A 6,411-nucleotide genomic window follows, 5' to 3' on the forward strand; every position below is an offset into this window, starting at 1 on the left:
GGCACTGCTACACCCCTCTTTGACACAGGAGACCCAGATGGCCGAGCAGTGGCAGAAGCACGACATGGATTTTCTTGGCGGACGGCGGCTGCGTCGCACGCGCCAGACGGCATGGAGCCGGGCCATGGTGCGCGAGACGACCCTGACGCCGGCTGATCTGATCTGGCCGCTATTTGTCATCGACGGGCACAATGAGAAAACCCAGATCCGCACCATGCCGGGCGTCGATCGGCTGAGTGTCGATCTGTGTGTGCAGGCGGCCAAGGCGGCGCGCGATGCCGGCATCCCGGCGCTTGCGCTGTTTCCCAATACGCCCGACCAACTGCGCAGCGAGAACGGCGCGGAAGCCTATAACCCGGACAATCTGATGTGCCGGGCACTCAGCGCGATCAAGAGCGCGGTGCCCGAGATCGGGCTGATCGCCGATGTGGCGCTCGATGAATATTCCAGCGACGGCCAGGACGGCCTGGTGCGCGATGGCGAAATCCTCAACGATGAGACCGTCGCGGTGATGATCAAATCGGCCCTGGTGCAATCCAAGGCTGGCGCCGACATCATCGCGCCATCGGACATGATGGATGGACGGGTCGCCGCGATCCGCGCCGCGCTCGACGACAATGGCTTCGAGCAGATCCAGATCATGGCCTATGCGGCCAAATATGCGTCCTATTTCTATGGCCCGTTCCGCGAGGCCGTGGGGTCGGGCAGCCGCCTCAGGGGCGACAAGCGCACCTATCAGATGGACTATGCCAATTCCGATGAGGCGCTGCGCGAGATCGAGCAGGATATTGTCGAGGGCGCGGACAGCATCATGGTCAAACCCGGCCTGCCCTATCTCGATATCGTGCGCCGGGCCAAGGACAGCTTCAACATTCCCATCTATGCCTATCAGGTGAGCGGCGAATTCGCCATGATCGAGCTGGCGGCGGCCGCTGGCGCGATTGACCGCAAGGGGGCGATCCTGGAGAGCCTGCATGCCTTCAAGCGGGCCGGCGCCAATGGGGTGTTGAGCTATTTCGCGCTGGAGATAGCGCGCGATCTGGGCAAATAGCGCCATATTTGTGTGCCGCGCCTCTTGCAGTCGGGCCCGGGTGTGACAATCTCTTGGCCATGAACCAGTCGCAAACTGCCGACCCCCTTATCCCCGACCCCCAGACCGCCCCCGAATTGTTCGAGGGGTTGCTGACCCGACGGGTATTTGCCTTCCTCATCGACCTGGTGGTGATGGGATTGCTGATTACGGCGTTTGCTATTGTCGGGCTGATTGCCGGCTTTGTGACCTTCGGGCTGGGCTGGCTGGCTCTGCTGGTCGTCGTGCCCGCCACCATCGTGCTGTATTACGGGGCCACGCTGGGTTCGCCCAAGCGCGCCACGCTGGGCATGCAGGCGATGGATATCGTGCTGACGCCGACGCGCGGGCAGCCGCTGGATGGCTGGATGGCAATCATCCATGCCGGGGTATTCTGGATCACCACCTGGATTTCCTGGCCGCTGTCGCTGCTGTTCGCGCTGTTCACCCCGCGCCGGCAGATGATTCACGACCTGGTGACCGGCACGCTGATGGTACGGCGCTCGCCCATGGAACGGCACTGGCGCGACCATTCGGCGCGCAGCCGGGGGGCCCGCGAGGCCTATTGAACCGTTGCCGCCGGGGATAGGGAGGGTTAGACTGCCCCTATCGCACCCAAGGGTCATCAATGACTGACCAGACACCCGATGCCACCCAGCTGTTTCTGACTGCCCCCATGCCGTGCCCCTATCTGGACGGCAAGCAAGAGCGGAAGCTGTTCACCCATCTGAGCGGGCGGCGCGCGGCCAATCTGCATCATCTGCTCAGCGAGAACGGATTCCGGCGCAGCCAGAACCTGATCTACCGGCCCGCCTGCGAAGGCTGCAATGCCTGCCAGTCGGTGCGGATTGTGGCGCAGGGCTTTACCCCCTCCAAGCGCTATCGCCGGGTGTTGCGCGCCAATGATGACCTGAGCATCGAGGTGCGGCCCACCGCGGCAACCCACGAACAATACGATCTGTTCAAGCGCTATCTGGAATCGCGTCACGCTGGCGGCGGCATGACCCAGATGAGCTATGTCGACTATGAGTACATGGTCGAGGACACCCCGGTGCAATCGATCGTCATCGAATACCGCCTGCGCAATCACCCCGCTCAGCCGCTGGTGGCGGTGGCCCTGACCGATATGATGCCGGACGGCCTGTCGATGGTCTATTCGTTCTATGACCCCGATCTGGCCTGTCGCAGCCTGGGCACCTTCCTGATTCTCGACCACATCGCCCAGGTGCGGTCGGCCGAACTCGACTATGTCTATCTGGGCTACTGGGTGAAGGATTCGCCCAAAATGGCCTACAAGGCGCAGTTCCACCCCTTGCAGGTGCAGCGCGGCCCCCTGGGTTGGGTATTGCTCGACTAAGGCGCCAGCGTCGGGCCACATGGCTCCCCGAGATCGACAGCTGACCATTCCCGCAGGATTGCCTATGCCCACGCTGCTGCAGACGATTCGGTTTTGCCTCGTATCGGGGGCAATACTGGCCGCTTCGCTGGCCATTGCCGGGCTGCTGGGATCGCTGGTGCCGCTGTTTGACCTGTTCAATCATGCCCAGATCCTGCTGTTTCCCGCCACGCTGCTGGGCCTGGTGATCGTGGCGCTGGCCCTGCGCGGCACACTGCGCAGCGTCGCCCTGATCTATGTTTTTGTCGGCTTTGCCGCCTCGGCCAATGTCATGCTGCCTGAATTTGCGGCCGCGCTGCAGACCAGACCGGCGGCACCGGCGCGGGGCACCATCACCATGATGACGCACAACCTGTTCGGGATGAACTACCAGATGGCGCAGGTGACTGCCGCCATCCAGGCCGAAGACCCCGACATCATCGTGCTGCAGGAATATTTCGGCGAGCAGGCCACCGATCTGCACCCGCGCCTGCTGGCCGAGTATCCGTTCTTCGCGCGCTGTCGCGGCGGCAAGAGGGCCAATCTCGGGCTGTATTCACGTCTCCCCTTTGAACAGGTGCAGGACGGCGCCTGCCCCAGTAATGCCTATGTCACCGAGCGTACCGGGCATATTCTGGCACGGTTCCAGGCAGACGGGGATAAGCCGTTTTCGGTGCTGACCACGCATATGGACTGGCCCATCCCGGTCGATCGGCAACGGGAGCAGCTTGCCGCCCTGTCGGCGGTGGTGGACGAGATCGAGGGGCCGCTGATCCTGGCGGGGGATTTCAACTCGACGCCGTGGTCCTATGCCTTGCGCGCCTTTGTGGCGGGCAATGGGCTGGTGCGCGAGACGATGAACCTGCTGACGTTTCCGATGAGCTGGCACTATCTGGGCGCCTGGCGAGACACGGTGCCGTTCCTGCCGCTGGACCATGTGATGACGCGCGGCGGCGTGGTGGTGCACCAGATTGGCCTCGGGCGGCCCACGGCGAGTGATCACCTGCCGGTAGTGTTCAGATTTTCGGTGCCCTAACCCGTCCTGCCCAAGGCCGCTCAGTCGAGCTGCAGATCAAACACCAGCAGGCCCTCGCGGCCACCCTCGAGCGCCGCGACAAGGCGGCCTCCGGCGGCCTTGTGCGCCGGATCGACCAGATAGCGGTCACGGGCGGCGGCGTCGGCCAGATCCATGATGAAGCCGTCATTGAAGCCCTTGGCCATGCCTTCGGGCGAGATATTGGGCCCGAAATCGGCGCGCAGCAGGCCATCGATCTGGCCGACCAGGGCGGCGAGACCGGCGTAGATGTCGGCGCGCTCGGTCGCGCTGACATCGGTGCGGAACTTGACGAAGACGCAGTGGCGGATCATCCGGTGAACCTGTTGTTGCGCGGGAAGCCATTGGGGGGCTGGCGGCCGGCGGTTGCACGGTCGGCAATCCAGGCGGTGAGCTCTTCCATCGGCTTGGTGAAGGTGCGACCCGAACTATCAGTCCAAGTCAGGCCGTCGGCCGCATAGAATGTCTTGATGTCGGAGACGCCGCCATCCTTGTAGCGCTGCAGCCGCACGCCCTTGCCGCGCCCCATGGCGGCAAGCTGGCTGAGCGGGAACACCAGCAGCTTGCGGTTTTCGCCGATAATGGCCACCCGGTCGCCCATTACGGGGACCAGCAGGCGCGCTTCGACAGGCGCCGCAACATTGAGGATCTGCTTGCCCTTGCGGGTATTGGCGATCATCTCGTCTTCGGAAACGATGAAGCCGTAACCGGTGGTTGAGGCAATGATGCGCTTCTGGCCGGCGCGATAGACGAAGATATCGACGATATCCTGGCCCTCTTCGATGTCGACGATGATGCGCACGGGCTCACCCTGCCCGCGGCCACCCGGCAGCTTGTCGCCGCCCAGGGTATAGACCTTGCCGCCGGTGGTCAGCATCAGCAGCTTGTCGGTGGTCTCGCACTTGATCGCCTGTTTCAGCCGATCGCCCGCCTTGAAGCCCTTCTCGTCGATATCGTCGGTATGCCCCTTGAGCGCGCGGATCCAGCCCTTTTCGGAGAGAATGACGGTGATCGGTTCGCGCTCGATAAAGGCTTCGGTGACCTCGGACAGATCGGCATTGGGCGCATCCTTCAGGATGGTACGGCGGGCGCCCAGCGCATGCGGGGTGGTGCCATCGGCCTCCAGCAGGGGATAGGCCTTTTTCAGCCCCTCGATTTCCTTGCTGATCGAGCTCCACTGCCGCTTTTCCGAGGCCAGCAGGGCTTCAAGCTGCCCCTGCTCCCGGGTCAGATTGTCATGTTCCTTGCGCAGCTCGATTTCCTCGAGCTTGCGCAGGGAGCGCAGCCGCATGTTGAGAATGGCTTCGGCCTGCACATCGCTGAGCTCGAAGGTGGCCATCAGCGATGCCTTGGCGTCATCCTCCTCGCGGATGATGCGGATCACCTCATCGAGGTTGAGATAGGCAATGATGTAGCCGCCCAGCACCTCGAGCCGATGGGCAATCTGGGCCAGCCGGTGATTGGAGCGCCGGACCAGCACTTCCTTGCGATGCTCCAGCCAGGCCTTGAGCGCCTGGGGCAGGCTCATCACCTTGGGCGCCGTGCCGCGATCAAGCACGTTCAGATTGAGCGGGAAGCGGGTTTCGAGATCGCTGACCTTGAACAGATGCTCCATCAGGATCACCGCATCGACAGTGCGGGCGCGCGGCTCAAGCACCAGCCGGATATCGTCCGAGCTTTCGTCGCGCACGTCCTTGAGCAAGGGCAGCTTTTTGGCGAGCAGCAGTTCGGCGATCTTTTCGACCAGCCGCGACTTCTGGATGCCATAGGGAATTTCGGTGACGACGATCAGATAGGAGCCGCGTCCGGTTTCCTCGATTTCCCACTTGGCCCGCAGGCGGAATGAGCCGCGGCCGGTGGCGTAGGAATGGGCGATGGAGGATGCCGATTCCACCAAAATGCCGCCGGTGGGGAAATCGGGGCCCTTCACATATTGAGTCAGGTCCTGGGCCGAAGCCTCTGGATTGACGTTGATAAGATGGAGCGCGGCCTCGCACAATTCATAGACATTGTGCGGCGGCACCGAGGTCGCCATGCCCACGGCGATGCCAGTGGAGCCATTGGCCAAGAGGTTGGGGAAATTGGAGGGCAGGACGACGGGCTCTTCGTCTTCCCCATCATAGGTTGCCTTGAAATCGATGGCGTCTTCGGTGATGCCCTCGAGCAGGCGCATCGCCACATCGGTCATGCGGCTTTCGGTGTAGCGCATGGCCGCAGCGTTATCGCCGTCGATATTGCCGAAATTGCCCTGCCCATCGACCAGCGGGTAGCGCAGCGCGAAATCCTGGGCCAGGCGGACCAGGGCGTCATAGATCGACTGGTCGCCATGGGGATGGAACTTACCGATCACGTCGCCGACGATACGGGCTGACTTCTTGTAGCCCTGGCCCGGATCGAGCTTGAGCAGGCGCATGGCGTGGATGATGCGGCGGTGCACCGGCTTGAGGCCATCGCGCGCATCGGGAAGCGCCCGCTGGGTGATGGTGGACAGGGCGTAGGAGAGATAGCGTTCCTCGATGGCCTGCTTGAGGTCGACGACGCGCTGGTCATCGGCGGGCGGGATCGTTGCGCTATCGTTGTCAGACATCGGCCAAGCATTCCGGGGGAACGAATCAGGAAAGCACTATAGCGGCTGGCGACGGCTTGTGGGCGCAGACGCCCGGTTTTGCACGGGTTTGGGCGTGCCAAAACGCCGCCTGAATGCGGTTTTCATGGATAGGCGGACCCCGAAGCGGCAATCGCCCCTGGTAAATTTAAAAAATGAGACGGAAGCCGCCTCGGGGCGCCGGTTTTTGGAACTGTTCGGCGGCACGGAGATCGCTCGCCCCCGCACGGCCGTCTCGGAACCTGTGGAAGAGGCAAAACCTCCACCCGGCCCACCCCACCACTGTTCGCCTGCAGGCCGCCGCGTGG

At 63.1% G+C, this 6,411-nt stretch carries 6 protein-coding genes; 4 read left to right on the forward strand and 2 right to left on the reverse strand.

From position 1 onward, the window contains the following. Positions 1-37 precede the first annotated feature (37 nt). From hemB to Q8O80_RS14985, 4 genes are all read left to right on the forward strand, one after another. Positions 38-1,051 (forward strand): porphobilinogen synthase, encoded by a 1,014-nt coding sequence (hemB, locus tag Q8O80_RS14970; protein ID WP_305580635.1) that lies wholly within the window; start codon positions 38-40, stop codon positions 1,049-1,051. A gap of 59 nt (positions 1,052-1,110) precedes the next feature. After that, a complete protein-coding gene (locus Q8O80_RS14975; RefSeq protein ID WP_305580637.1) occupies positions 1,111-1,638 on the forward strand; it encodes an RDD family protein in 528 nt (175 codons plus the stop codon). Between the two features lie 59 nt (positions 1,639-1,697). Continuing rightward, positions 1,698-2,426, forward strand: a complete 729-nt coding sequence (locus tag Q8O80_RS14980) for an arginyltransferase (RefSeq protein ID WP_305580638.1) — start codon at positions 1,698-1,700, stop codon at positions 2,424-2,426. Between the two features lie 64 nt (positions 2,427-2,490). Then, complete coding sequence (locus tag Q8O80_RS14985; RefSeq protein ID WP_305580640.1) at positions 2,491-3,480, forward strand: endonuclease/exonuclease/phosphatase family protein; 990 nt, start codon at positions 2,491-2,493, stop codon at positions 3,478-3,480. Between the two features lie 20 nt (positions 3,481-3,500). Here Q8O80_RS14985 and Q8O80_RS14990 read toward each other — a convergent pair whose 3' ends face one another. Together Q8O80_RS14990 and parC are read right to left on the reverse strand one after the other, a co-directional pair. Then, on the reverse strand, positions 3,501-3,812 hold the full coding sequence (locus tag Q8O80_RS14990) for a Dabb family protein (protein WP_305580642.1): 312 nt from the start codon (positions 3,810-3,812) through the stop codon (positions 3,501-3,503). Beyond that, positions 3,809-6,085 carry a DNA topoisomerase IV subunit A gene (gene parC / locus Q8O80_RS14995; RefSeq protein ID WP_305580644.1) on the reverse strand — a complete coding sequence of 759 codons (2,277 nt, stop codon included), beginning with the start codon at positions 6,083-6,085 and terminating at the stop codon, positions 3,809-3,811. Before parC ends, Q8O80_RS14990 begins: the two co-directional genes overlap by 4 nt. Positions 6,086-6,411 lie beyond the last annotated feature (326 nt).

It is taken from the genome of Devosia sp., from assembly GCF_030689745.1.
GTDB classification, from domain to species: Bacteria; Pseudomonadota; Alphaproteobacteria; order Rhizobiales; family Devosiaceae; genus Devosia; species Devosia alba.

Coding starts and splice junctions, on each gene's coding strand:
- Q8O80_RS14975 (WP_305580637.1), top strand. CDS start 1,111: ATGAACCAGTCGCAAACTGCCGACCCCCTTATCCCCGACCCCCAGACC.
- Q8O80_RS14985 (WP_305580640.1), top strand. CDS start 2,491: ATGCCCACGCTGCTGCAGACGATTCGGTTTTGCCTCGTATCGGGGGCA.
- Q8O80_RS14980 (WP_305580638.1), top strand. CDS start 1,698: ATGACTGACCAGACACCCGATGCCACCCAGCTGTTTCTGACTGCCCCC.
- hemB (WP_305580635.1), top strand. CDS start 38: ATGGCCGAGCAGTGGCAGAAGCACGACATGGATTTTCTTGGCGGACGG.
- parC (WP_305580644.1), bottom strand. CDS start 6,085: ATGTCTGACAACGATAGCGCAACGATCCCGCCCGCCGATGACCAGCGC.
- Q8O80_RS14990 (WP_305580642.1), bottom strand. CDS start 3,812: ATGATCCGCCACTGCGTCTTCGTCAAGTTCCGCACCGATGTCAGCGCG.